Genomic DNA, 23,277 nt, shown 5'->3' on the forward strand with positions numbered 1-23,277 from the left:
GCAGGTGGTGCCGGAGACGGCAGGACGACGACGCCGGAGAGTGTCCCGGCGCGCTGACGGATGGACTGTTGGTGGGAGCCCCGGGGCGAGTGCCCCGGGGCTTCGGCCTGTCGCGCCGCGTGCGGTCACGGGGGCTCGCCTCACACGTTGTGAGGAGAGAGCGATGCATGATCACCGCAGGCTGGGCCGGGAGTTGGCGCTGTTCGACACCGATCCGCTGATCGGCGCGGGGCTGCCGTACTGGTTGCCCGACGGGGCCGAGATCCGGCACGCGCTGGAGGAGTACGTACGGGAGGCGGAGCGCCGCGCGGGCTACCGGCACGTGTACTCGCCGGTGGTGGGGAAGCGGGAGCTGTACGAGATCTCGGGGCACTGGTCGCATTACCGCGACGACATGTTCCCGCCGATGGAGCTGGGCGGGGAGCAGGTCGTGCTGCGACCGAGCCTGTGTCCGCACCACGCGCTGATCTACCGGTCACGTTCGCGCAGTTACCGCGAACTCCCGCTGCGGCTGGCGGAGCTGGGCGGGATGTTCCGGTCGGAGCTGTCGGGGGTGCTGGGCGGGCTGACCCGGGTGCGGGCGATCCAGCTGAACGACGCGCATGTCTTCTGCACCCTGGAGCAGGTGGCGGACGAGGCGCGGGCGGCGCTGGGGATGATCCGGGCGGCGTACGAGGCCATGGGGATCAGCGCGGCGCGCTACCGGCTGTCGCTGCCGGGGCCGGGCGGGAAGTACGTGGCGGCGCCGGAGATGTGGCGGCGGTCGGCGGCGCTGCTGACCGAGGTGCTGGACGGTTCGGGTCTGGCGTACGAGGCGGTGGAGGGCGAGGCGGCGTTCTACGGGCCCAAGATCGACGTGCAGGTGGTCGACGGGGCGGGCCGGGAGGCCACCTTGTCGACCGTGCAGATCGACTTCCACCAGCCGGAGCAGTTCGATCTGCGGTACGTCGGGGCGGACGGCGCGCGGCACCGGCCGGTGATGGTGCACCGCAGCATCGTCGGGAGCGTGGAGCGGGCGGTGGCGCATCTGATCGAGGTGCACGGCGGGGCGTTCCCCGGCTGGCTGGCGCCGACCCAGCTGGCGGTGCACCCGGTGGCGGTCGCGCAGTTCGGGGAGGCGGCGGCGCTGGTGGAGCGCGCGCGGGCTCTGGGGCTGCGCGCCGAGGTGTCCGATCCTGAGCAGGGGAGCCTGGGGGCGCGGGTCCGCGCGGCGCGGCTCGTGCCGTACCAGGCGGTGTGGGGTCCCGCGGAGGCCGCGGCGGACCGGTTGGCGTTGCGGTTGCGCGGCGGCCGGCGCGCGGTGTCGCTGCCGGTCGGGGAGGCGCTGGCGCGGATCGCCGCGCAGGTGGCGGGGCACCGTCCCGAGCTGTGGCCGGACGAGGACCAGGCCGGCGGCGCCGGCCACCGCTCAGAGGGTCAGCCGCTGCACGCCTGAGGCGACCGCGCGCTGTTCCGGCGCGTCCGCGCCGGTCCAGCACGAGCCGCGCCGGGCCAGCAGCCGCCGCAGCCACACCTCGACCGCGACGATCTCGCCGAGGCCGTCGAGGGAGAAGGGCAGCGGCTCGCCGGTGGCGGCGGCCTCGGCGGCGGCGTGCAGTGCGCCGCGTACGACGCGGGCCTCGACGAGTCCGGCGTCGGCGAGCAGTGGGGCGTCGAAGAGGGAGAGGAGGGGTTCGGCGGCGGCCCGCAGGCCGACGCGCAGGGCGGCGGCGCCGGAGGGGGAGGGCGCGCCCCAGCCGGGGGGCAGTTCGCGGACGCCGGCGCCGAGCAGGACGTCGCGCAGGACGTCGGCGCGGGCGCCGGGCCGTACCCGCAGGGCGCCGGGCAGCGCGCGGCAGGCGCGGACCACCTGGTTGTCGAGGAACGGCGCGTGCAGGCGCTGGCTGTGGACGGCCGCGGCCTGTTCCAGGACGCGGAAGTCGGCGGCGTGGCGGGCGAGCGCGGCGCGGGCGCGGCGCTCGCCGGGGCGTTCGATGGGCCAGGGGCGGCGGGCCGCGTCCTGGAGGCGGACCGCGACCTCGGCGAGCGCCTCGCCGGTGAGCCAGCGGGCGGCCGGGCCGGGGCGGGCCCAGGCCATCGCGGCGAGGGAGGCGCCGAGGGGGCCGCCGGTGGCGGGGTGCGCGCCGGTGTCGCGGCCGAGGAGCGCGGCCGCCGCGTCCTCGACGCCGCGCTGGTACGGGGTGCGGGCCAGCCGCCGGGCCGCGCGGTAGACGGTGAAGGGCACGGTGAACGGCACCAGGACCGCGGAGTGCCCGGCGACCGCGACGTCGGCGCGGGTGAGCGCGGCGACGGGCCGTACGAGGTGGCGGCGGCGCCGGTCCATGAGGAGGTCGGCGAGGCGGGCCGGGTGGGCGTCGAGGACCTGGCGGGCGCCGAAGCCGATGAGGTGGTCGGCGCCGCCCGCGGAGAGCCGGCGGCGGTGGCGTTCGGCGAGGATGAGGGAGGGGCCGGGTTCGTCGGTGAGCGGGCCGCCGCCGAGGTCGGCGTAGGGGAGCGCCTCCGCGCCGCCGGCGACGACGATGTGCCGCAGCCGCGGGTCGGCGGCCATCGCGCGGGCGCGTTCGAGTTCGGCTTCGCGGCCGGTGGGGCCGCCGCCGGCGAGGTCGTTGAAGGTGACGGCGAGGAGGCGTTCGCCGGCGAGTGAGCCGGGGGCGCCGGGCAGCATGCCGGGCATGCCGGGCATGCCGGCGGCGAGCAGCGCGAGGGTCGCGGAGGCGGGGCCGCCGGAGAGGTCGGCGCCGATGCCGGGCGCGGGCGCCTCGTCGAGGTCGGGTACGAACCGCGGGGTGGCGAGGCGGGCGCGCACCGCGTCGAGGAGCGCGTCGCGTACGCCGTCGACGGCGGCCTCGCCTTCGGCGGCGCCGACCGGCTGGTGCCCGACGGCCAGCGAGGCGGTGGGCTCGTAGCCGATGATCTCCGGGGCGCCGTCGCGCAGGATGAGCGCGTGGCCGGGCGGGACGCGCCGCACGCCGAGGTACGGGGTGCCGTCGGCGAGCGCTTCGGGCGCGTCGGGGCAGGCGAGGAGGGCGGCGAGGTGGGTGACGTCGAGTCCGGCCTCGATGAGGTCGGCGAGCGGCAGGGCGGCGGTGGCGTAGGCGGTGCCGCCGGCCCAGGGGGTGTGGAAGACGGGGCGGGCGCCGGCCAGGTCGCCCAGGACGGTGATGCGGCGGCCGAGTTGGAGCACCGCGGTGTAGCTGCCGGGCCAGGCGGTGGCGTGCCGCAGCGCGCCGCCGCGGGCGGCGATCAGGCCGAGCCGCAGTTCCGCGTCGGTGGCGCCGCAGCGGCCGAGGACGGCCAGGCGCGCGACGCCGTGCGCGGAGCCGTACGACGAGCCGTAGGCGGACCCGTAGGAAGAGCCGTACGCGGAGCCGTCTCCACCGGCGCCGGAACCGCCGTTGCCGTAACCGCCGTTGGGGTACGGGCCGTAGCCGCCGCCACCGTCCGAGCCGGGGGCCGGGTGGCCGTCGCCGTACGCACTGCCGTAGGCGCCGCCGTCGTATCCGCCGCGGCGGGCGGCGGCGGAACCGGCGCGGGAGCCGCCGGGTTCGGCGTGCACGACGCGGACCTCGTCAGGGCGCCAGTCGCCGACCGCCCAGAGCGGATCGGGCCCCTGCCACAGCAGGTGGGCGCCGACGGGCAGGAGTTTGCGGGGCCGGGACGCGCCCCCGGGCCCGGGAACGGGACCCGCGGTGGCACTGCTCCACCCCACCAACCACCGCATCGCCGCCTCCACAGGCTGTGGACAGCGCGGGTGGGTGTATCACCGGATCCATCCGGTTTCGCCCCGTCCTCGCCGCCACGTCTGACGTCCGAAAGACCATGCTGCCACGTGGAGGCGCGCAAAGGGGCGCATGGGTGCACCAAGGCGGGCGGGTCGCGGGATGGGAGCGCGACCGCTCGGGCGCTCTCGGGGGCCGGCCCCGGGAGCGCGGACGCCCCTCGGACGAAACGTCTGATTCGCGCCAAAGTCCGCGGCACATGCCGCAGTTGATATGCCGACGGCGCCCGCCCGCCGGAGCGGGGCGATCCGCTTCGCTCCGGCGGTGCGGCGGGAACCGCCGGTTCGCCGGGCGGTGTTCGCCGGTGCTCTTCGGCGTGCGCCGGTGCTCTTCGGCGCGCGCCTGCGTTCGCCGGCGTTCCCCGGCGGTCGACCACCTCTGGGCGGGGCGGTGTTGGCGGGTCTACGGCCCGGGAGGGGCGTCGGCACCTCCCGGGCCGGTCCGCCACCCGCGGGGAATTGTGGCAGCGGAACCCCCTGGCCCGCCCCACCCCCGCACAGCCGCCTGCCGGGGCCGCGGGCCGACCCACGGCACCATGCAAGCGCCGGGCCCCTGAGCGGCACAGAGCGCACGGCCGGGCGCACGGCCACATATACCGGGAGCACACGCCGGATCACGCGCGTGCCGCTCCGGGGCGCCCCCGGGCCGGGCGCTCGATTCCGGCCATCCGGCACCAGGCTCTTAACGGTCGGGATGCGGCGAACTACGCTGGGTGTACCCGGTTCGCACACGTACGCGCGGCTCGGGCACCCGGCACATGCACCGGACGGGCCGCGACAGGGCTCGCGCGGTGGCCGAATCGGGTTCCAGGGGAGGGCGACCCCCGCACCCCACGACATCACCAGGCCGGCCGGCCTGCCCCCCAGCGGCATCACGAGGTGAACCGCAGTGAACAGAGAACACCGCGGGCCGAACGAGAAACTCGGCACCCTTCTCGCCATGGCGGGCATCAGCAACGCCGGCCTCGCCCGCAGGGTCAACGACCTAGGCACGCAACGCGGTCTGACGCTGCGTTACGACAAGACGTCGGTGGCCCGCTGGGTCACCAAGGGCATGGTCCCGCAGGGCGCCGCGCCGCACCTGATCGCCGCGGCCATCGCCGGCAAACTCGGCCGCCCGGTGCCGCTGCACGAGATAGGTCTGGCCGACGCCGACCCCGCCCCCGAGGTCGGCCTGGCCTTCCCCAGGGACGTCGGCGAGGCGGTGAAATCGGCCACCGACCTGTGGCGCCTGGATCTCGCCGGGCGGCGCGGACCCGGCGGCGCGGGCATCTGGCAGAGCCTGGCCGGATCTTTCGCAGTGAGCGCTTACGTGACGCCCGCCTCGCGCTGGCTGATCACCCCCGCCGACGCGACGGTGGCCCGGCACGCCCCCGCGCCCGGCATGGCGCATGTCGGCCACACGGACGTCACCAAGCTGCGCGAGGCGGCCGAGGACGCGCGCCGCTGGGACTCCAAGTACGGGGGCGGGGACTGGCGTTCCGGCATGGTGCCGGAGTGCCTGCGGGTGGAGGCGGCGCCGCTGCTGCTCGGCTCGTACAGCGACGACGTGGGGCGCGCGCTGTTCGGCGCGACGGCCGAACTCACCCGGCTCGCCGGGTGGATGGCCTTCGACACCGGCCAGCAGGAGGCCGCCCAGCGCTACTACATCCAGGCGCTGCGGCTGGCCAGGGCCGCCGCGGACGTGCCGCTCGGCGGCTACGTGCTGGCGTCGATGTCGCTCCAGGCGACCTACCGCAGCTTCGCCGACGAGGGCGTCGACCTCGCGCAGGCCGCGCTGGAACGCAACCGCGGGCTCGCCACCGCCCGCACCATGAGCTTCTTCCACCTCGTCGAGGCGCGCGCGCACGCCAAGGCCGGTGAGGCGGCGGCCTGCGGGGCGTCGCTCGCCGCGGCCGAGGCGCTGCTGGAGCGCGCCCGCGAGGGCGACGCGGACCCCAGCTGGCTCGGCTTCTACTCCTACGACCGGCTGGCCGCGGACGCCGCGGAGTGCTACCGCGACCTGCGGCTGCCCCGGCAGGCGCAGCGCTTCACCGAGCAGGCGCTCGCCCGGCCCACCGAGGAGTTCGTGCGGTCGCACGGGCTGCGGCTGGTCGTCTCGGCCGTCGCCGAGCTGGAGTCGGGCAACCTCGACGCGTGCTGCGCGGCGGGCGTCAAGGCGGTCGAGGTCGCCAACCGGATCTCCTCGGCCCGCACCACCGAGTACGTCCGCGACCTGCTGCACCGCCTGGAGCCGTACAACGACGAGCCGCGCGTCCTCGAACTGCGCGAGCGCGCACGCCCGTTGCTCGCCGCACCGGCGTAGGCGGCGCGAGCGGCGGAAAGCCCCGCCGCGGGGCGCGGTCCCCGCACTAAGCTCGGCGCGGCAGGGGGCGAAGCCTCGCCACGGGCACTCACGGACGACGCAGGAGCCGCACACCGATGACCCCCCCTCGTACCGGCGGCGCACGCGGCTCCGGTGACGCCGGCCGCTGCGACGTGCTCGTGATCGGCGCCGGCATCGTCGGCCTGGCCACCGCCTACGCCCTCACCCGGCAGACGCCCGCGCCGCGCGTCACGGTCGTGGAGAAGGAGGCCGGCCCGGCCCGGCACCAGACCGGCAGGAACAGCGGCGTCATCCACAGCGGCATCTACTACCGGCCCGGCAGCCTCAAGGCCCGGTACGCGGTAGCCGGTTCGGCGGAGATCCCGGAGTTCTGCGCGGCGCACGGCATCCCGTACGAGGTCACCGGCAAGCTGATCGTCGCCACCGCCCAGGAGGAGCTGCCGCGGCTGCACGCCCTGGTCCAGCGCGGGCGCGAGAACGGCCTCGGCGTCACCGAGCTGGGCCCGGCGCAGATCGCCGAGCGGGAGCCGGAGGTGGCCGGGCTCGCGGCGATCCACGTCGCCTCGACCGGCATCGCCGACTTCGGCGCGGTGGCCGCGGCGCTGGCCGGGCAGGTCCGGGCGGCCGGCGGCACCGTGATCTACGGCGAGCGCGTCGCGGCGGTGAGCCGCGACGACGACGGCGGGGTGGTGCTGCGCACGGCCGCCGGGACGGTGCTGCGCAGCCGCGTCCTGGTCAACTGCGCGGGCCTGCACAGCGATCGTGTCGCCCGGCTGTCCGGGACCGACCCGGGCATGCGGATCATCCCCTTCCGCGGCGAGTTCTACGAGCTGACCCCGGAGCGCCGCGGCCTGGTCAAGGGGCTGGTCTACCCCGTGCCCGACCCGGACTTCCCGTTTCTCGGCGTGCACCTCACCAAGGACGTGCACGGCGGCGTCCACCTCGGCCCGAACGCGGTGCCGGCGCTGGCCCGCGAGGGGTACCGGCGGCGGACCGTACGGGTCGGCGACCTGGCCGGCACGGTCGCCTACCCCGGCGCCTGGCGGATCGCGCGGCGGCACTGGCGGCACGAGGTCGGCGAGGTGCGGCGCTCGCTGTCCAAGCGGGCCTTCACCGCGGACGCCCGCCGGCTGCTGCCGGCGCTGCGCCCCGAGGACCTGGTTCCCGCCCCGGCGGGCGTACGCGCGCAGGCCGTCCTCCCCGACGGCACCCTCGTCGACGACTTCCTCTTCGCCGGCGACGGCCCCTTCGTCCACGTTCTGAACGCCCCCTCCCCCGCCGCCACCGCCGCCCTCCCCATCGGCCGCGAGATCGCCGCCCGCGCGACCCGGGCGCTCTGAGCGAAGGCGCACTGGGCGCCAAGCCCCCCGGCCCACGACCCGGCCACCCGTACGCCGACCCGCCCCGGTCGCGGGACCCTCCGGGCCGGGGCGCGACCCCGGCTCACCAGACGCCGCCCGTCCTCGCTGGACGCGCGGGCCCCTCCCGGCAGGACTGTCCCGTCCTGGCCGGACGCGGGACCCTCCTGGCCGGGCCTGCCCGCGCTGCCCGGTCGCGGGACCCTCCGGGCCGGGGCGCGACCCCGGCCACCCGTACGCCGACCCGTCCGGGGTGCGGGGCGCGGCCCGGCTTCCGCGACGTCGACCCGTCGGGCGCAGGCCGTTCCTGGCCGGACGCGGTCACCGCCGGTGGTCGGGCGGGGGGGGAAGGTGCGCGCGGGGGCGGGTCGCCCGCGCCGGCGGCCCAGTCCGGGGTGCGGGGCGCGGCCCCGACACCGCCGGCCCGTGAGAGCCCCCGGCGGGGAACCGGCACTCGGCCGGGGCCCGGCGGCCGCGCCGTAGAATCGACGCATTGTGTCGACCTCATCCCCCACCACCCCGCTCTCTCCGCCGCTCACCGCGCCGGCGGCGCCCACGCCCGCGCGCGCCGCGCGCTTCCCGGCGGGGCCCGCCGCGGACCCGGCCGGCTCCCGCGAGGAGCACCGGGTCCGCTCGTTCCACGCCCGGCGCGGCCGCATCACGCAGGCGCAGGCCGCCGCGATCGACCGGCACTGGCCGGCGTGGGGGGTGGAGCTGGACGGTGCTCCGCTGGACCTGCCGGGCCTGTTCGGCGCGGCCGGGCGTCCGGAACCGCTGCCCGTCGTGCTGGAGATCGGCTTCGGGATGGGTGACGCGACCGCGCGGATGGCCGCCGCCGACCCGGCGCGGGGGATTCTCGCGGTGGACGTGCACACGCCCGGCCAGGGCAATCTGCTGATGCTCGCGGACCGCCTCGGCCTGACGAACGTCCGGGTGGCGAACGGCGACGCGATCGTGCTGCTGCGCGACATGCTCGCGCCGGCCTCGCTGGCCGGCCTGCGGGTGTACTTCCCCGACCCGTGGCCGAAGGCCAAGCACCACAAGCGCCGGCTGATCCAGCCGTCCTTCCTGGACCTGGTCCTGCCGCTGCTGCGCCCCGGCGCGGTGGTGCACTGCGCGACGGACTGGGAGCCGTACGCCGAGCAGATGCTGGAGGTGCTGGGCGCGGCGCCGCAGCTGGCCAACCAGGACCCGGCCGGGGGATTCGCGGCGCGCCCCGACTTCCGGCCGATGACCAAGTTCGAGCGGCAGGGCCTGGCGAAGGGCCACGTCGTGCGGGACCTGCTGTTCACGCGGGTGCCGGACCTGCCGTAGCGGCGGCGGGGGCGGCGGCGGGGCGGCGGCCCAATCCGTACGATCCCGGGCACCCCGTACCCTCGCGGAGCGGCAGCCCGCCCCCGTACTGTCGACGGGTGTCAACGTACCCGTTCGCGTCGCCGTCCCCGCCCGACTCGGGGGCTGAGCCCGCGATCCCCGCCCAACAGACCGCGCAGACCGTACAGACCGCGATGACCGCGCCGCCCGCCCCCGCACCGGGCGCGCCGCTGCACTACGCGCCGCGGCGCGCGTTCTGGGAGAGCAAGGCGGTGCGGACCGGCGCGCTGTTCACGGCGCTCGCCGTCTGCGGTGTGGTCATCCTCGCGGTGGTGCGCCAGCACATAGGCACCGAACCGTTCCTGGTCGGCCTGGCGCTGGCGATCCTGCCGGTGCCGCTGCTGCTGTGGGCGTTCCTGTGGCTCGACCACGTCGCGCCCAGCCCCTGGCAGAACGTGGTCTTCGCCTTCTCGTGGGGCTCCTGCGCGGCCACCCTGGTCGCGATCTTCGCCAACGAGTACGGCGCGAAGCTGCTCTCCTCCACCTTCTCCGGCACCGCGACGCAGACCGACCAGTGGGGGGCGACCTTCGTGGCGCCGCTGGTCGAGGAGACCGCGAAGGGCACCGCGATCCTGCTGCTCTTCCTCTTCCGCCGCCGGCACTTCGAGTCGCTGCTCGACGGCATCGTGATCGGCGGGCTGGTCGCGACGGGCTTCGCGTTCACCGAGAACATCCTCTACCTGGGCACCGCCTTCAGCGAGGACCAGCAGCTGGGCTCGCACGGCTCGACGACGTTCGCGACGTTCTTCGTGCGGGTGCTGATGACGCCGTTCGCGCATCCGCTGTTCACGTCGATGACCGGCATCGGCTTCGCCGTTGCGGCGGTGGCCAGGCCCGGCCGCCGCTGGCGGTGGCGCTGGGCGCCGCCGGTGCTCGGCTGGGTGCTCGCGATGGCCCTGCACGGCACGTGGAACGGCACCTCCGCGTTCTCCCCGCTGACGTTCCTGACCGTGTACGTGGCGGTGATGATCCCGGCGTTCGGGCTGGTCGTGGTGCTCGCCTTCTGGGCGCGCTCGCACGAGCTGCGGACCATACGCACCCACCTGCTGCCGTACGCCGCCGCGGGCTGGCTGGCGCCGGCCGAGCCGTCCGCGCTGGGCTCGATGGGGACCCGCGCGGAGGCCCGGCGGCTGGCCCGACGCACCCAGGGCGAGGCGGCCGGGCGCGCGGTACGGGACTACTCCGTCTTCGCCACGCACCTGGCCTTCCTGCGCTCGGCGGCCGCCCGCGGCCGGCCCACCGCGGACTTCCCGGCCCGCGAGGCGGAGCTCCTCCACCACCTGTGGTCCCGCAAGACCTGGGCCCAGCCGGCCCTCCTCCACGCCGCCCACCCCCCGATCCCCGCCTGGTACCCCCCGCCACCCCACCCGCAGCAGCCCCCGCCCGCCTGGGCCCCGTACGGGCAGGCTCCGTTGCGGCAGCCCCCGTACCGGCAGGCGCCGTACGGGCCGAAGCACCTCTGACCAGGCCCGCGGGCGAGTGGAATGGGGAGAACCGCGCCATGGACTACGCGCGCATCCATGGACTCGCCGAAGCGCCGGCCCAGTACCCGCCGGCTGCCGCCGTCGCGGCCGCACGGGCGGGGAGACCGAAGACCCGGCTCCACAACGGGCGGGTGAGCCGATGTCCCTGCGCGTAGGGTCTGTTCATGGCTCAGGACGTTGCCGGCGGATGCTACGCGTGCGGGCGGGAAGCCCTGTTCGGCGGGCTGCCCGCGCGGGAGTGCGTGGACTACGACGCGCACTGGCGGGTGGCGCACGACTTCAACTCGGCGCTGGCGGGGTGGCTGGTGCTGCTGCCCCGGCGGCATGTGACGGCGCTCCATGAGCTGACGGACGCGGAGGCCGCCGCGCTCGGCGGGTGGCAGGTGCGGTTGTCGCGGGCGCTGCGGGCGGTGACGGGGTGCGCGAAGACGTATGTCGTGCAGTTCGCCGAGGCGGAGGGGTTCGCGCACGTGCACTTCCATGTCGTGCCCCGGCAGGCGGAGTTGGCACCGGAGTACCACGGCCCGGGGGTCTTCGGGCTGCTGCGGCGGCCGGCGGTGGAGCGGCTGACAACCCAGGACGCGGACCGGGTGGCGCTGGCGGTGCGCGCGGAGTTGCGGGCCGGATAGCCGCCGGCGGCTGCCCCGGGGGGCCGCCGCCGGAACGGCGGGTCAGTCCGCGGCGAGCAGCGTGCGGACCACCGCGGCGAGCGCGTCGCGAACGGCGGCGTCGGTGACCAGGCCCGTGGCCTGGTCGACCGCGGTGCGCGGGACGGGAAGGTGGACGCAGGCCGCGTCGACCACGCGCGCGCCGGTGTAGCCGAGCACGGTGCGCAGCGCGGCGTGCGCGCCCGCGGCCAGGGTGGGGGCGGTGGAGACGTTGATCCAGCCGGACGGCTTGTCGGTGGTCTCGCTGCCGCCGACCGTCCAGTCGAGCAGGTTCTTGAACGACCCGGGCAGGTCGCCCGCGTACTCCGGTGTGCAGAAGAGCAGCGCGTCCGCGTCGGCGATCAGCGCCCGCAGGCGGGCGACCTCGGCCGGCAGCGGCTCGTGGTCGTCGTCGGGGTTGAAGTGCGGCAGCGAGGCGAGGTCGAGGTAGGGCAGCGGACGGATCGCGTCGCCCAGGATGCCGGGAACGGAGCGCAGCACCGCGGTGTTGGTGGAGCCTGCGCGGGTACTGCCGCTGATCAGGGCGAGGGTGCGGGTACGGGTCTGCGTCACGGGGCGATCGTACGGCGGCGGCCGGGGCGCGGGGCTGGGGGGCGGGGGTGCGGGGGCCACCGGGAGGGCGGGGCGGGGGAATTGCGTTGAGCCCGCGCACGCGGTGGGGTAGGCAGGCGGGGTGATACGCCATGGGAAGATCACCCTGCGGGCCCGCGAGGAACGCGATGTGGACGTCCTGCACCGGGAGTTGTACGAGGACGTCGAGAACCGGGCGCGGTCGGACCACCGGCCCTGGCGCCCGCTCCGGGCCGGACCGGACTCGCCGTACGCCGTCCAGCAGGGCGACGAGACGCCGGTGTTCTCCATCGAGGAGTCGGCGTCCGGCGACCTGGCCGGCGTGGCCGCGCTGTGGGGCGTCGACACGCACAGCCGCTCGGGCCACCTCGGGATCGGCCTGCGCCCGTCCTTCCGCGGCCGCGGCCTCGGCACGGACACCGTACGCGCGCTGTGCGTCTACGGGTTCACCGTCCGCGGCCTGCACCGCCTCCAGGTCGACACGCTCGCCGACAACGCCGCGATGATCGCCGCCGCCCGGCACTGCGGCTTCGTCGTCGAGGGCACCCTCCGCAAGGCCCTGTGGGTGTACGGCCGCCACCTCGACGAGGTCGTCCTCGGGCTGCTCGCCGAGGAGTGGGCGGGCGTCCAGGACGCGGAAGGGTCCGGCGTGTGAGGTTCGGCGGCCGGCGGCACCGAGCACCCTGCCGGTGGCGCACCGGGACGACGAGGTGCGGACCGAGGACGGGCGCCGCGCCCCGGCCGGTCACCCACGCCCACCGGGGACGCCGGGCCCGCCCAGCGTCCCGGGCCGACCGGGCGCGGTCGCGCCCGCCGCGCCGAGGCGCACGCCGGCCCGCGCCGCCCCTCACATCAGGCGGCGCAGCTTCAGCAGGTTGTCGCGCCGGATCGCCGGGCGGCCCTCCTGGTCCTGCATGGGCTGCTCGTGCTCCTCGGCGGTGAGCAGCTCCCAGGCGTCGGATGCGAGTGCGAGCCCGTCGTAGACCTCGTGCGGGGTGGGCAGGTCGACGTGGTCGTGGTGCTCCTGGTGCGGGGCCCACGGCGGGAAGGCGGCGTGCCCGGCGACGAGGAGGACGCCGCCGCGGGCGACCGCGGCGGCGGCGTCGCGCAGGATGCGGTCGCGGGGCATGTCGAACGGGGAGTGCAGGAAGTGCGCGGAGACCAGGTCGAAGGAGCCGGAGGGGAAGCTCTGCGCCAGGTCGTGCCGCTGCCAGTGCACGCGGTCGGAGAGGCCGGCGTCACGGCAGTGGCCCTCCGCGCGGTCCAGGGCGACCTGGGAGATGTCGACGGCGACGACGGACCAGCCGTGCTCGGCCAGCCAGATCGCGTCGGCCCCCTCGCCGCAGCCGAGGTCCAGCGCGCGGCCCGGCTTCAGCCCTTCGACCTCGCGGACCAGCACCGCGTTGGGCTTCCCGCTCCAGATCCGCTCGCTCGCGCCGTAGCGCGCGTCCCAGTACGCCGCGTCGCCCTCACCGTCCGGCTCGCCGTCCGGTCGCGGCTCGCCGTCCGGTTCGTGGCGGTGGTCGTGCCGGTCCTCGTGACCGACTCCGTGCCCGGCTTCGTGCCCGTGCGCCCTCTCCGCGTACGCCTCCCCGGGCGGCCCCTCCGGCGCCGGCCCCTCGCGCCCGTCCCGCCGGTCCTGCTGGTCCCGCTCGCCGCTCTCGCCGTGCTCGCCGTGCTCGCCGCTCATCGTGTTCCTGCCCCTTCCGCTGACCCGGCCGTACCGGCCGATCCCGCCGTCCACATCGATCCCGCCGGCTCCCTTCCATCCTGCCGCCGCGCGGCCACCGCCTCGCGGACCTCGGCCGCGATCAGGTCCGCGTTGATCGCGGCGCCGGCCCGTACGCCCGCCGCCGCCGCGCCGATGACCTGCTCGCCGAGGTTCGTCACGTTGCCCGCGGCCCACACGCCGGGCTGCGCGGTCGCGCCGGTCACCGGGTCCGCTGCGATACGCGTGCCCAGGACGATGTCACCCATGGCCTGTTCCGTGGCGGTCAGGCCGAGACCGGTGAGCACGCCGGAGCGCGCGGTGAGCCGCGGTCCGACCGCCAGCGCGCGTACGGGCACGGTCCTGCCGCCCGCGAGCACCACGCCGGTGAGCCGGCCACCGGTGGTGTCGAGCCGCGTCACCTCGCCCGCCACGACGGCGACGCCGCGGGCGGCGAGCTGCTCGCGGGCCGCGTCGTCCGGCTCCCCCGCGGTGTGCGCGAAGAGCGTCAGGTCGGCGGTCCACTGCCGCCACAGCAGCGCCTGGTGGACGGCGGCCGCCATGCCGGTGGCGAGCACGCCGACCGGCTGGTCGCGCACCTCCCAGCCGTGGCAGTACGGGCAGTGCAGTACGTCACGGCCCCAGCACGCGGCGAGGCCCGGCAGGGCGGGCAGCTCGTCGGTCAGGCCGGTGGTGACCAGCAGCCGGGAGGCGTGCAGCGCCGCGCCGTCCTCCAGGTCGACCCGGAAGCCGCCCGGGGCGCCGGGGGCGTCCGGGGCCTCCGCGCCGACGCGGGTCGCGGCGACCGCACGGCCCTCGCGCACCCGGCCGCCGTAGCCGCGCAGCTCCTCCCGGTCGGCGGCCAGCAGCGCGGCCGGGGGCGTGCTCTCGCGGCCCAGGTACATGTGCACGCCGCCGGCCGGGGCGTTGCGCGGGTCGCCCGCGTCGACGACCAGCACGCTGCGGCGGGCCCGCGCCAGGGTGAGCGCGCCGCTGAGCCCGGCGGCGCCACCGCCGACGACGATGACGTCGTAGGAATCCGGCTTCTCCATGGGTGTCCTCCGTTCCGTTCCGAAGACTCGCCGGAGTCTCGCCGGATTGACAAACCTTCTTGCCGGGTCGGCAAATGGAGGGGTGACGGTGAAGCGGTACGGCAGCGGTGGCGGCATGGCGAGCGGCGGTCCCGGCGGTGGTCCCGGCAGGGGCTCCGGCGGTGGTCCCGGCAGTGGCTCGGGGGGTGCCCGCGGTCCCGCGGCGGGCCACGCGCACGGCGAGGCGGGCGGCGGCGCCGGCGTCCAGGGCGACGTCGCGGGCGTCCTGACCGCCGTCGGACCGCGCCTGCGCGCCCTGCGCCGCGAGACGGGCATGACCCTCGCGCAGCTCGGCGAGAGCACCGGCATCTCGGTGAGCACGCTGTCCCGGCTGGAGTCGGGGCAGCGCCGCCCCACGCTGGAGCTGCTGCTGCCACTCGCACGGGCGTACCACGTGCCGCTGGACGAGCTGGTCGGCGCGCCCGCCACCGGCGATCCGCGCGTCTACCCGCGGCCGATCACCCGGCACGGGCAGACGATCGTGCCGCTGACCCGCCATCTCGGCGGCATGCACGCCTTCAAGCACATCATGCCCGCGCGCACCGGATCGGGCGCCGCCGCCCGGCCGGAGCAGGGCACCCACGAAGGCTACGAGTGGCTGTACGTGCTCTCCGGCCGGCTGTGGCTGGCGCTCGGCGACCACGACCTGGTCCTGACGGCGGGCGAGGCGGCCGAGTTCGACACACGCACCCCGCACGGCTTCGGCAACGCGGGCCCCACGCCGGTGGAGTACCTGAGCCTGTACGGCGCGCAGGGCGAGCGGATGCACGTGCGGGCCAAGCCCTCGCCCCGGGACGCCTCGCGGGACGCGTCACCGGACGCACCCTCGGACGCGACCCCGGACCCGCGCGGTCCCTCCTGACCGGAGGGACCGCGCGGCGCAGGTCAGCGGCGCGGGCGAGGGCCGACCGGAATAAACCGTTCCCACCGATTGATTCCCTCGAAGGATTAACCCTGGAAAAGCGGTGATAGCGCTGTAACACTCTGTGCATGAGGGGTCGGAGGCCAGGCGGATGACGTCCGAATCGCGGCACGGCGGGAACGGCGCGCGCGGCGCGCACGAGACGCACGAGACGCACGGCGCCCACGACGCGCGCGGCGGAACCGTACGGCCGCAGGCCGGGCCGCCGCCGCCCGACGTCATCGAGCAGTTCACGGGCCGGCAGCGGTGCAGCGACGCGCTGCGGGACAACATGTCCACCCTGCGGGTGTCCGCCGACAACCTGCACCGGGCGGCCGTGCCGGCCGGCTCCGCCGCGCTGGCCATGGGCAGCGAGCTGGTGCAACGCGGCGTGCGGGTCCGGGTGATGTATCCCAGGGCGGTGCTGTCCACGCCCGAACACGTCGACTACCTGGGGGCGTTGACCGACGCCGGGGTGCTCGTCGGGCTGGTGGACACCATCGCCCACGACATGATGATCTTCGACGGGCACACGGTCTGCCTGCCGGCCGGCCGGCCGTCGTCGACGATGCTGCGGATCAGCCGCTCGATGCTGGTGCGGTCGCTGGCGTCGATCTACGAGACGTACTGGGAGCGCGCGACACCCTTCGACGGGGTCCGACTCCCCACGCCACGAGCCGCGTTGGACCTGCGGGAGCTGGCGGTGACACAGCTGATGACGCAGGGGCACGACGACGCGTCGATCGCCGAACGGCTCGGCGTCGACCGGGCCACCGTGGCCGGCGTGGCGGAGGCGCTGATGGATCGCCTCGGCGCGGCCAGCCGGTTCGAACTCGGCTTCAAGCTCGCCCGGCAGCTCGCCCCCGGCGACGGCGCGCACGAGTGGGACCTCCTGATCGGGCTGGACGGCCCGCAGAGGCGTTGACCCCGGCCGCGTACTCTCTCGTACGTACCCGCGCCCCTCCGTCCTCGGGGCGCACGTCCGGTACGACCAAGCACGCCCTACGCGCCCGCTGGCGCGCGGGCGCCGCTCCAGGGGAACCGAGATGCGCAACCGCCAAGCCCTGCAGACCCTGCTGGCGCGGGCCCGCGCGCGCGTGGACCCGGCCGAACTCGGCCTGGCGCCGCGCGCCGACCCGCGCGGCCGCAAGGTCACGGGGCTGACCCACGAGCACATGACGCGGCTGCTGGGCTGGCCCGACCACAAGTACGGCTATCTGGAGCGGGGCAAGCTCGCCCGGATCGGCACCGACCTGCTCGCGCCGATCGCCCGCATCCTGCACCTGGACGACCACGAGTGGGAGGCGGTGGTCTTCTACGCGACCGGGCTGCCGCCTGCGTATCCGCTGGACCCGCGGCTGGGCACGGCGGTGCCGCGGCCGTGGGAGCGCGTGCTGCGCGCCACCTGCGAGATGGCATATGTCAACGACGTGGCGTGGGACCTGGTGGCCTACAACGAGCCGCTGACCCGGATGTTCCCGCGGCGCGAGGTGCCCGGGAACACGATGCGCTGGATGCTGCTGCACCCGCAGGCCAGGACCACCCTGGTGGACTGGCGGAACAGCTGGCTGCCGCTGCTGGTACCGCAGTTGAGGGCGGCCGTCGCGGCGAACCCGCACAACAGGACGCTGGCGCTGCTCCAGGCCGACGCGCGGCGTGATCCGCTGGTCGGGGCGGCGTACGAGACGCCGACGACGGAGTACATGGGACCGCGTGCCGAGGGCTCACGGCCGCTGCTGCACGCCGAACTCGGCCTCGGCTGGGCGACGTTGTGCGCGGCCGGGCCGATCGGGGTGCCGGGCGGACGGCTGATGTTCGTGCTCTTCGACCGAGGCGAACGCCCCTTGCCGCAGCCGCCGTTGGCGGCGCCGGCGGCGGGGCCGCTCCCCCGGCCGCCTGCCGCCGGCTGCCCGCCGGGCGGCTGCGCGTCCGGCGGTTGACCGGGGCGGGACCGGCGGTCCTGACAACGGGGGGGGAGCCGCCAGGACCGCCGGAGCGGGGGAGCCGGGCCGGAGCCCGGCGGGTCAGACGGCCACGTCGTGGGCCAGCAGCCACGGCACCGGGTCGACGGGGGCCGCGCCGCCGGGGCGGACCTCCAGGTGCAGGTGCGGCGCCGGCACGTTGCCGGTCGCACCGACCCGGCCGATCGTCTCACCGGTCGTGACGGGCCCTTCGGTGGCCACCATGGTCGACAGGTGGCAGTACCAGAGCTGGGTGCCGTCCGCCAGGGTCAGCACCACCCGGTAGCCGTACGCGCCCGCCCAGCCCGCCGAGGTGACCGTGCCGCTGTGCACGGCGTGCACGGGGGTGCCGGTGGGCGCGGTGAAGTCCTGGCCGGTGTGCAGGTTCGACCACGGGTCGACCTCGCCGAAGGAGTTGGTGAGGGTGTAGGAGGCGACCGGCTTGATGTACGAGGCGGCGATCCGCGCCCGCCGCTCGGCGTCCGCGTCGGCGGCGGCCTGCGCGTCGGCCCGCGCCTGCGCCTGCGCGGCGGCCTTCGCCGCGGCCGCCTGCTCGCGCACCTTCTGCGCGGCGGCCTCGCGTGCGGCCTGCGCCGCGGCGGCCTTGGCCGCGACGTCCCGCTCGGCCTGCGCGGCCGCCTCGCGCTGGGCGACGGCCTGGCCGATGATCCGGGCGCGCAGCGCCTCACCGGGATCAGTGGGCGTCGCGGCGGCGGGCGCGGCGGCGGCTGACCGATCCCCGGCGTCCGCCGGCTGCGGGTCGCCTGCCGCCGCGGCGACCGGGACGGCGGCGGCGGCGGCGGCCGGGACGACCGCGTGCGGAGGCAGCGGCTCGGGCTCGGGCGCGCGGTCGGGCGCCGAGACCGGTACGGGTCCGCCCGCCGGGGCGGGGGCCACCGGTGCGGCCGCCGCCGCGACGCCGGCCGCGCCGACCGCCGCTATCGCCGCCATGCCGAGGACGGTGCCGCCGCGGGCGACGTGGCGCTGGCGGGGCAGGCGGGTCGGGGTCTGCGCGGCGGACGCGAACTCGGGCTGCGGGCCGGGCGCGGACTCGGACTCGGCCGGCGCGGCGGGCGCCGGCTGCGGCTGCGGCTGCGGCTGGGCGAGCGGGTGGGCTTCCGGCTGCGGCTGGGCGTGCGGCTGCGACGCGAACTGCGGTGGTGCCGGGGCATGGGCCTGGACCTGCGAGTGCGCCTGGGCCTGCGGCTGCGACTGGCGCTCGGGCTGCGGCTGCGGCCGCAGGTCAGGCTGGTATGACCCGAAGGGCGTGAAGCCCTGGTCGGCGCCGGTGGGTTCTTCGGTCGTCCCCGTCGCGCCACGGACAGGCGCGGGTGCGTAGGCAGGCTGGTTCGACGCCACGGCGGGCGCACTCCTTTCCTTCCCTCTCGCCTACCGGGTTAGCTGACGGGTTCGGAGCAGGAAGGTCTCCTACGGACGGCCTCGCGGCCACCCGATTCACCCCAGTTTCTCGGGTCCCCGGTTCCCGCGGACGGGATTCGGCAAGCGCACGGTGCCGCCTCTGACGGCGGTGGTGACGACCGCGCTGCGTTATCGAACGTTAATAGAGGTGGAGGCGTTTTCCAAGCCGAATCAGGGAGTTGGCCACGGGAACCAATCGGGCGGGCATGGCGCATCCGGAGTAAAGCGGTCACCTGAAGTGGCCGGCCGGTAATGTGAACGTGTGTCAGTCGTTATCAGAGGGATGGCGCGCGACTACCGTCGGTGAGCGAGTGGACGCGGATTCCGCTTGCCGGCGCGGCGACGGGCCGGCGGCGCGCGGATGGGCGCCAGGGGTCTGGACCTCTGCCAATTCGCGAACCGCTTGGCAGGCCACGGGCGTCGGCTCCACGATGGGCGGGCCCGACGTTCTTGTCATGCACTCGACCGCACTCCGCCTCCCAGGGAGCCCGCCATGGCACGTCCCGACCGTCCCCGACTTCCGTCCGGCCGCGCGGCGTCCGGCCCACCCGACCCGAACGGGCCGGCCGGCGCGGCCTCGCGGCGCAGCCTGCTGCGCGGCGGCCTGGCCCTCGGCGCGGCCGCCACCGCGGGCCTGTCGGGCGAGCTGTGGTCGGGCCGCGGGACCGCGGCCGCCGCGACCGTGGACTACCCGTCCGCGACCTGGGCGCCGGCCAGCACCGCCAACTACACCGCGGCCAACCGCCCTTCGACCTATCCGATCAACCTGGTGGTCATCCACGTCACGCAGGAGACCTTCGCCGACACCATCAGCCTCTTCAAGAACCCCGCGCACGCCGCGGCCGCCCACTACGTGGTGCGGTCCGCCGACGGGGCCGTCGACCAGTGCGTACGCGAGCACGACGTCGCCTGGCACGCCGGGAACTGGGACTACAACACCCGCAGCATCGGCATCGAGCACGAGGGCTGGGTCGACGACGCGTCCTGGTTCACCACCGCGATGTACCACGCGTCCGCCGCGCTGACCGCCGAGATCTGCACCAAGTACGGCATCCCCAAGGACCGCAACCACATCATCGGGCACTCCCAGGTGCCCGGCACTGACCACACCGACCCCGGGCCCAACTGGGACTGGGTGCGCTACATCCGGCTGGTCAACGGGACCTGAGCGCCGCCCTCCGGCAGCGGGAACAGCGCCGCCAGGCGCGGCAGCCTGCGCACCGCCTCGGACTCGTCCACGGCGCTCCAGCGCCGGCCGCTCGGCGCGGCGGCCGGCGCGGCGGGGGTGCGCAGCGCGGCCACCGCCGCGTGGAAGGCGTCCTCCGGCGCGCCGGTCAGCCGCGCGTGCGCGGCCGGCGCCAGGTCGGGCAGCGACGGCCACTGCGGCGCGTCACCGCCCCACGCGTGCCGTGGCCGGCCGGCCAGCGCCCGCACCTGCGGCACGTGCGCGAGGGCGTCCGGGTCGGCCACCACCGCCTCGAACACCGGCCGGCCGAGGCCGACCATCCACCGCTGGAAGTACGCGAAGGCGTCGTCGGAGCACCAGCCGCCGAAGAGGCGGTCGGCCGCCGCCCACAGGTTCCACGTGAACGCCTCGGCGAGCGCGTCGTCCAGCCCCGCCTGGAACCGGGCGAGCCCGCCGGGCCCCAGTTCGAGGAGCGCCTCACGCAGCCAGGCGTCCCGCCGCCCGCCCGTGAGCCCCAGCCGGCGGACGTCCGCCATCAGAGTCCAGAGAGGTCCCGTCTCCATGCCGCCGACTATGCCAGGGGCCCATGAACCCCTCCGCTGAATTTCACTCCGCGGACGCGAACCCGCTGCGCGGGCCCGCGCAAGGAGGTCGCGCCCGCGGCACGCTGAGCGCCCTGCGCCCTCCCGGCCTCTCGGCCGGGGGCCGCGCCGCGGTGGCCAGCAGTACGCAGGCTGGCCGCCCCGGTGGCCGTTCAGCGGGCGCACCCGGCCCGCTCGGCGCTGAGACCGCGCCGCGGCCCGTTCGACGCTCGCGGCCCGCGGCGCACCCCGCCGAACCGCCGGGGCGGTCCCGCGGGTGTCTGTTACGGTCGGTGACCGACCGGCCGGAGGGGCCGGTGTTCTGTCCTCGGAGGCCGACGATGCGGGACGTGCCGCCGGCGGAGCCGGCGTCGGGCGGGTCGGCGGACCGGGACGCGCTGGCGGAGGTGTTGCGGCGGATGGTCGCGGACCCGGCGGTGCTGGAGGAGGTGACGGCGGCGGCGCGGACGTCGCCCGAGGTCGCGCGGCTGCCGGTGGCGGAGAACCGGCGGCATGTGGAGGTGCTGCTCGCCTCCGGGCTGCGCGGGTTCGAGCGGCCGGGCAGCGAGCCGCCGGCCGAGGACCCGGTCGCGGCGCGGCTCGGCGCCGACCGGGCCGAGCAGGGCGTGCCGCTCACCGCGCTGCTGCACGGCGTGCAGGCGGGCCGGGTGCGGGCGCTGCGGATCGCGGTGGACCGGGGCAGGGCGGCCGGCGTGCCGGACGCGGTGCTCCTGGACGCGCTGCTGCACTTCGACCGGCACGCGGGCGCGATGGAACGCCACGTGATCGCCGGCTACCACACCGCGGAGCTGGAACTCGCCCGCACCGCGCGGGACATGCACACCCAGCTGCTGCGCAGGCTGCTGCACGGGGAGCCGGGACCGCCGCCGCCGGACGCGGAGTTGAGGCGGGCCGGGCTGCGGCCCGAACTCCCGTACCACTGCGTGCTGTCGGACGTCGCCGACCCGGTGCGGGCTCGCGCGCTGGAGCGCCGACTGGCCGTGCCGGGGAGCCTGTTCGGCCTGGTGGACGGCCGACTCGCTGCGCTCGTACCGCGGTTGGCACCCGCGCTGCCACAGGAGGCGGACCCGGCCGACCTGGCGGCGCTGCTGCTGGTGTCACCCGCCGTCGCGTGGGACGACATCCCGGCCGTGCACCGGCTGTGCGCGGACGCGCTGCGCACGGCGCGGGCGTACGGCGCGACCGGACCGCACCGGCTGACCGACCTCGCGGCCGAGACCGCGCTCGCCTCGCGCCCCGAGCTGGCCGCGCTGCTCACCGGCGAACTGCTCGGCGCGCTCGACCCGGCGGACGACTTCCACCGCGAGCTGGCCAGGACCGCGCTGACGTATCTCGACCTCGGCCACCGGCTCGACCTGACGGCCGCATCGCTGCATCTGCACGCCAACACCGTGCGCTACCGGCTGGCGAGGTTCGCCCGGCTGGCCCCGGGCGCCGCGCTGGACGATCCGGGGGTGCTGCCGACGCTGCGCTGGTGGTGGGCGCTGCGGACCTGGCTGCGCGAGGCGTGAGCGAGCCGAGCGGGGTGAGCGGGCGTCAGCCCAGGCTCTCGGCGGCCGCCTGGTAGTCCTCCACCTGGTCGGGGGTGAGGATGCGCGAGACGCGGACCAGCGAACCGCCCACGTAGTAGTGGTACTCGGCGGCCGACAGCCCCTTCAGCGTGGACTGCAGGTGCGCCGCGCGGCTGCGGGCGTCGCCGCTGGTGGCGAAGGTCTCGATGATGCCGCCGAGGTCGACCGGGGAGGCGGAGGCGCCGTCGACCTGGCCGGGCTGCACCCGCGAGTCGGTGAAGGCGACCTTGGAGCGGTAGCCGTCCGGCTTGCCCAGCAGGTGGTCGGGGTCGGTCGCGGCGGTGTACACGGTCTTCGTCGACATGGTGGAGATCTGCTGCTCCAGATAGGCCGCGACCTGCTCGGCGCTGCCCAGCCCGACCACCGCCTGCTTCTGGTCCGCCACCGGCTGGCTGTCGGGTGTGCTGCCGCCGCTCGAGGAGCACCCCGTGAGCAGCGTGCAGGCGGTCAGCAGGGCCACGGTGAAAGCTGTGGCAGATGTGGCACAGGTGGTACGGATGCGCATGTTCCCCCCAGACGGGCATGTGAGGGGCACACCGTAACGCCGCGCCCGGCGCGTGGGGAGCCTTTCGGGGGAGTCCGTTGTCATACCTTGGCCGTACGGTGTCCAACCGATGACTGCGTACGACGCAGTAGGGCGGCGTACCGACCGGTAGGTGCAAAGGAGCGCCCGATGCGGAAGATCGTGCTGGGAATGTCGATGTCCCTCGACGGCTACTTCGAAGGCCCCGACCACGACATCAGCTGGCATCAGGTCGACGACGAACTGCACCAGTTCCTCAACGACGACCTGCGCACCAGGAGCGCCTTCCTCCACGGCCGGGTCACCTACGACCTGATGGCGGACGTGTGGCCGACCGCCGACGCCGATCCGGACGCGGACGGGCCGACGGCCGAGTTCGCCGGGATCTGGCGGGACATGCCCAAGTACGTCTACTCGCGCACCCTGCGGCACGCGCGGTGGAACACCACGGTCGTACGGGACGTCGTGCCGGCCGAGGTCGAGGCGCTCAAGGACGGGCCGGGCGGCGACCTGTCGATCGGCGGCGCCGACCTGGCCGCGGCCTTCGCCGCCCACGACCTGATCGACGCCTACGACATCTACGTGCACCCGGTGCTCGTCGGCCGCGGCCGGCGGCTGTTCGCGGACCGCGACGCGCTCACCCGCCTGCGCCTCGTCCACACCCGGCAGTTCGGCAACGGCGTGGTCCTCCTGCGCTACGGGCGCGCGACGTCGTAGCGCGGGGCCGGGGGGCCTGCCGCCCGGCCCGGCCCGGCGG

Annotated in this window: 20 protein-coding genes and 1 riboswitch; of the genes, 13 read left to right on the forward strand and 7 right to left on the reverse strand. The window is 76.0% G+C overall.

Going from position 1 to position 23,277, the window contains the following annotated elements; all coding sequences use genetic code 11:
* Positions 1 to 40: 40 nt before the first annotated feature.
* Positions 41 to 1,435 (forward strand): threonine--tRNA ligase, encoded by a 1,395-nt coding sequence (gene thrS, locus V2S66_RS31685; RefSeq protein WP_330800213.1) that lies wholly within the window; start codon positions 41 to 43, stop codon positions 1,433 to 1,435.
* Here the strand turns inward: thrS and V2S66_RS31690 are convergent.
* A complete protein-coding gene (locus V2S66_RS31690) occupies positions 1,409 to 3,721 on the reverse strand; it encodes an asparagine synthase-related protein (RefSeq protein WP_330800214.1) in 2,313 nt (770 codons plus the stop codon). The genes thrS and V2S66_RS31690 overlap by 27 nt on opposite strands.
* A 946-nt stretch (positions 3,722 to 4,667) precedes the next feature.
* On the opposite strand from V2S66_RS31690, the gene V2S66_RS31695 reads away from it, so the two are divergent.
* The 5 genes from V2S66_RS31695 to V2S66_RS31715 all read left to right on the forward strand — a co-directional run bounded on the left by V2S66_RS31695 (position 4,668) and on the right by V2S66_RS31715 (position 10,949).
* On the forward strand, positions 4,668 to 6,083 hold the full coding sequence (locus V2S66_RS31695; protein ID WP_330800215.1) for an MFS transporter: 1,416 nt from the start codon (positions 4,668 to 4,670) through the stop codon (positions 6,081 to 6,083).
* 116 nt (positions 6,084 to 6,199) lie between these two features.
* The gene (gene lhgO / locus V2S66_RS31700; RefSeq protein ID WP_330800216.1) at positions 6,200 to 7,444 is read left to right on the forward strand and encodes an L-2-hydroxyglutarate oxidase; all 1,245 of its coding nucleotides are present in this window, start codon (positions 6,200 to 6,202) and stop codon (positions 7,442 to 7,444) included.
* Between the two features lie 513 nt (positions 7,445 to 7,957).
* Positions 7,958 to 8,776: a tRNA (guanosine(46)-N7)-methyltransferase TrmB gene (trmB, locus tag V2S66_RS31705; RefSeq protein ID WP_330800217.1), complete on the forward strand. Its 819-nt coding sequence runs from the start codon at positions 7,958 to 7,960 to the stop codon at positions 8,774 to 8,776.
* 98 nt (positions 8,777 to 8,874) lie between these two features.
* The gene (locus tag V2S66_RS31710) at positions 8,875 to 10,299 is read left to right on the forward strand and encodes a PrsW family intramembrane metalloprotease (protein ID WP_330800218.1); all 1,425 of its coding nucleotides are present in this window, start codon (positions 8,875 to 8,877) and stop codon (positions 10,297 to 10,299) included.
* Positions 10,300 to 10,484: 185 nt separating this feature from the next.
* A complete protein-coding gene (locus V2S66_RS31715) occupies positions 10,485 to 10,949 on the forward strand; it encodes an HIT family protein (RefSeq protein WP_330800219.1) in 465 nt (154 codons plus the stop codon).
* 42 nt (positions 10,950 to 10,991) lie between these two features.
* On the opposite strand, the gene V2S66_RS31720 is transcribed toward V2S66_RS31715, so the two are convergent.
* Complete coding sequence (locus V2S66_RS31720) at positions 10,992 to 11,540, reverse strand: NADPH-dependent FMN reductase (RefSeq protein WP_330800220.1); 549 nt, start codon at positions 11,538 to 11,540, stop codon at positions 10,992 to 10,994.
* Positions 11,541 to 11,661: 121 nt separating this feature from the next.
* Here V2S66_RS31720 and V2S66_RS31725 point away from each other — a divergent pair, with 121 nt between their 5' ends.
* Positions 11,662 to 12,213 (forward strand): GNAT family N-acetyltransferase, encoded by a 552-nt coding sequence (locus V2S66_RS31725; RefSeq protein ID WP_330800221.1) that lies wholly within the window; start codon positions 11,662 to 11,664, stop codon positions 12,211 to 12,213.
* Between the two features lie 192 nt (positions 12,214 to 12,405).
* Here the strand turns inward: V2S66_RS31725 and V2S66_RS31730 are convergent, their stop codons facing one another.
* Positions 12,406 to 13,248: an SAM-dependent methyltransferase gene (locus V2S66_RS31730; protein WP_330800222.1), complete on the reverse strand. Its 843-nt coding sequence runs from the start codon at positions 13,246 to 13,248 to the stop codon at positions 12,406 to 12,408.
* Positions 13,245 to 14,318, reverse strand: a complete 1,074-nt coding sequence (locus V2S66_RS31735; protein ID WP_330800223.1) for an NAD(P)/FAD-dependent oxidoreductase — start codon at positions 14,316 to 14,318, stop codon at positions 13,245 to 13,247. The genes V2S66_RS31730 and V2S66_RS31735 overlap by 4 nt, the downstream gene beginning before the upstream one ends.
* 286 nt (positions 14,319 to 14,604) lie before the next feature.
* Between V2S66_RS31735 and V2S66_RS31740 the strand changes: the two genes are divergently transcribed.
* The 3 genes from V2S66_RS31740 (at position 14,605) to V2S66_RS31750 (ending at position 17,198) form a co-directional block, all read left to right on the forward strand.
* Entirely contained in the window at positions 14,605 to 15,219 is a 615-nt protein-coding gene (locus tag V2S66_RS31740) for a helix-turn-helix domain-containing protein (protein WP_413966525.1), read from the forward strand.
* Between the two features lie 151 nt (positions 15,220 to 15,370).
* Complete coding sequence (locus V2S66_RS31745; RefSeq protein ID WP_330800224.1) at positions 15,371 to 16,183, forward strand: LuxR C-terminal-related transcriptional regulator; 813 nt, start codon at positions 15,371 to 15,373, stop codon at positions 16,181 to 16,183.
* A 121-nt stretch (positions 16,184 to 16,304) separates the two neighbouring features.
* Entirely contained in the window at positions 16,305 to 17,198 is an 894-nt protein-coding gene (locus V2S66_RS31750) for an MmyB family transcriptional regulator (protein ID WP_330800225.1), read from the forward strand.
* A gap of 84 nt (positions 17,199 to 17,282) precedes the next feature.
* On the opposite strand, the gene V2S66_RS31755 is transcribed toward V2S66_RS31750, so the two are convergent.
* A complete protein-coding gene (locus tag V2S66_RS31755; RefSeq protein ID WP_330800226.1) occupies positions 17,283 to 18,578 on the reverse strand; it encodes a peptidoglycan DD-metalloendopeptidase family protein in 1,296 nt (431 codons plus the stop codon).
* A 12-nt stretch (positions 18,579 to 18,590) separates the two neighbouring features.
* A riboswitch (cyclic di-AMP (ydaO/yuaA leader) is annotated at positions 18,591 to 18,731 on the reverse strand.
* A 400-nt stretch (positions 18,732 to 19,131) separates the two neighbouring features.
* On the opposite strand from V2S66_RS31755, the gene V2S66_RS31760 reads away from it, so the two are divergent.
* Entirely contained in the window at positions 19,132 to 19,806 is a 675-nt protein-coding gene (locus V2S66_RS31760; protein ID WP_330800227.1) for an N-acetylmuramoyl-L-alanine amidase, read from the forward strand.
* On the opposite strand, the gene V2S66_RS31765 is transcribed toward V2S66_RS31760, so the two are convergent.
* On the reverse strand, positions 19,779 to 20,387 hold the full coding sequence (locus V2S66_RS31765) for a DUF4240 domain-containing protein (RefSeq protein ID WP_330800228.1): 609 nt from the start codon (positions 20,385 to 20,387) through the stop codon (positions 19,779 to 19,781). The two genes, V2S66_RS31760 and V2S66_RS31765, sit on opposite strands and share 28 nt — an antisense overlap.
* Before the next feature lie 359 nt (positions 20,388 to 20,746).
* On the opposite strand from V2S66_RS31765, the gene V2S66_RS31770 reads away from it, so the two are divergent.
* Entirely contained in the window at positions 20,747 to 21,937 is a 1,191-nt protein-coding gene (locus tag V2S66_RS31770; protein WP_330800229.1) for a PucR family transcriptional regulator, read from the forward strand.
* Positions 21,938 to 21,962: 25 nt separating this feature from the next.
* Here V2S66_RS31770 and V2S66_RS31775 read toward each other — a convergent pair whose 3' ends face one another.
* Positions 21,963 to 22,457: a hypothetical protein gene (locus tag V2S66_RS31775; RefSeq protein WP_330800230.1), complete on the reverse strand. Its 495-nt coding sequence runs from the start codon at positions 22,455 to 22,457 to the stop codon at positions 21,963 to 21,965.
* 213 nt (positions 22,458 to 22,670) lie between these two features.
* Between V2S66_RS31775 and V2S66_RS31780 the strand changes: the two genes are divergently transcribed.
* Positions 22,671 to 23,237, forward strand: coding sequence for a dihydrofolate reductase family protein (locus V2S66_RS31780; protein WP_330800231.1), 567 nt, complete (start codon positions 22,671 to 22,673; stop codon positions 23,235 to 23,237).
* The last annotated feature ends 40 nt before the right edge of the window (positions 23,238 to 23,277 follow it).

The organism is Actinacidiphila polyblastidii (assembly GCF_036353415.1).
GTDB classification, from domain to species: domain Bacteria; phylum Actinomycetota; class Actinomycetes; order Streptomycetales; family Streptomycetaceae; genus Actinacidiphila; species Actinacidiphila polyblastidii.

What these genes read in the sequence shown, in the direction of transcription:
- V2S66_RS31770 (WP_330800229.1), top strand. Translation starts at nt 20,747, where the DNA reads ATGCGGGACGTGCCGCCGGCGGAGCCGGCGTCGGGCGGGTCGGCGGAC.
- lhgO (WP_330800216.1), top strand. Translation starts at nt 6,200, where the DNA reads ATGACCCCCCCTCGTACCGGCGGCGCACGCGGCTCCGGTGACGCCGGC.
- V2S66_RS31760 (WP_330800227.1), top strand. Translation starts at nt 19,132, where the DNA reads ATGGCACGTCCCGACCGTCCCCGACTTCCGTCCGGCCGCGCGGCGTCC.
- V2S66_RS31735 (WP_330800223.1), bottom strand. Translation starts at nt 14,318, where the DNA reads ATGGAGAAGCCGGATTCCTACGACGTCATCGTCGTCGGCGGTGGCGCC.
- V2S66_RS31750 (WP_330800225.1), top strand. Translation starts at nt 16,305, where the DNA reads ATGCGCAACCGCCAAGCCCTGCAGACCCTGCTGGCGCGGGCCCGCGCG.
- V2S66_RS31780 (WP_330800231.1), top strand. Translation starts at nt 22,671, where the DNA reads ATGCGGAAGATCGTGCTGGGAATGTCGATGTCCCTCGACGGCTACTTC.
- V2S66_RS31690 (WP_330800214.1), bottom strand. Translation starts at nt 3,721, where the DNA reads ATGCGGTGGTTGGTGGGGTGGAGCAGTGCCACCGCGGGTCCCGTTCCC.
- V2S66_RS31730 (WP_330800222.1), bottom strand. Translation starts at nt 13,248, where the DNA reads ATGAGCGGCGAGCACGGCGAGCACGGCGAGAGCGGCGAGCGGGACCAG.
- V2S66_RS31715 (WP_330800219.1), top strand. Translation starts at nt 10,485, where the DNA reads ATGGCTCAGGACGTTGCCGGCGGATGCTACGCGTGCGGGCGGGAAGCC.
- V2S66_RS31745 (WP_330800224.1), top strand. Translation starts at nt 15,371, where the DNA reads ATGACGTCCGAATCGCGGCACGGCGGGAACGGCGCGCGCGGCGCGCAC.
- V2S66_RS31765 (WP_330800228.1), bottom strand. Translation starts at nt 20,387, where the DNA reads ATGGAGACGGGACCTCTCTGGACTCTGATGGCGGACGTCCGCCGGCTG.